Genomic DNA, 1,290 nt, shown 5'->3' on the forward strand with positions numbered 1-1,290 from the left:
GAGTCCCTGATTTCACACTGCCAAGAAAAGCCTCTAGCGAGGCGGGAGGTGCCCGTACCGCAAACCGACACAGGTAGGCGAGAAGAGAATTCTAAGGTGAGCGAGTGAACTCTCGTTAAGGAACTCGGCAAAATGACCCCGTAACTTCGGGAGAAGGGGTGCTCTGGTAGGGTGTTACAGCCCGAGAGAGCCGCAGTGAATAGGCCCAGGCGACTGTTTAGCAAAAACACAGGTCTCTGCAAAACCGTAAGGTGACGTATAGGGGCTGACGCCTGCCCGGTGCTGGAAGGTTAAGGGGAGTGCTTAGCGCAAGCGAAGGTGCGAACTGAAGCCCCAGTAAACGGCGGCCGTAACTATAACGGTCCTAAGGTAGCGAAATTCCTTGTCGGGTAAGTTCCGACCCGCACGAAAGGCGTAACGATCTGGGCACTGTCTCAACGAGAGACTCGGTGAAATTATAGTACCTGTGAAGATGCAGGTTACCCGCGACAGGACGGAAAGACCCCGTGGAGCTTTACTGCAGCCTGATATTGAATTTTGGTGCAACTTGTACAGGATAGGTAGGAGCCAGAGAACCCGGAGCGCCAGCTTCGGGGGAGGCGTCGGTGGGATACTACCCTGGTTGTATTGAAATTCTAACCCACGCCCCTGATCGGGGCGGGAGACAGTGTCAGGCGGGCAGTTTGACTGGGGCGGTCGCCTCCTAAAGAGTAACGGAGGCGCCCAAAGGTTCCCTCAGAATGGTTGGAAATCATTCGCAGAGTGTAAAGGCACAAGGGAGCTTGACTGCGAGACGTACAGGTCGAGCAGGGTCGAAAGACGGGCTTAGTGATCCGGTGGTTCCGCATGGAAGGGCCATCGCTCAACGGATAAAAGCTACCCCGGGGATAACAGGCTTATCTCCCCCAAGAGTCCACATCGACGGGGAGGTTTGGCACCTCGATGTCGGCTCATCGCATCCTGGGGCTGTAGTCGGTCCCAAGGGTTGGGCTGTTCGCCCATTAAAGCGGTACGCGAGCTGGGTTCAGAACGTCGTGAGACAGTTCGGTCCCTATCCGTCGCGGGCGCAGGAAATTTGAGAGGAGCTGTCCTTAGTACGAGAGGACCGGGATGGACACACCGCTGGTGTACCAGTTGTTCCGCCAGGGGCATCGCTGGGTAGCTATGTGTGGCCGGGATAAGTGCTGAAAGCATCTAAGCACGAAGCCCCCCTCAAGATGAGATTTCCCATTGCGCAAGCAAGTAAGATCCCTCAAAGACGATGAGGTAGATAGGTTCGGGGTGGAAGCG

General features: G+C 56.0%; 1 rRNA gene. It reads left to right on the forward strand.

The annotated features are described in order from the left end of the window. A 23S ribosomal RNA gene (locus BLQ32_RS19540) occupies positions 1-1,290 on the forward strand; the annotation flags it as partial.

The organism is Planococcus glaciei, assembly GCF_900099655.1.
GTDB lineage: Bacteria > Bacillota > Bacilli > Bacillales_A > Planococcaceae > Planococcus > Planococcus glaciei.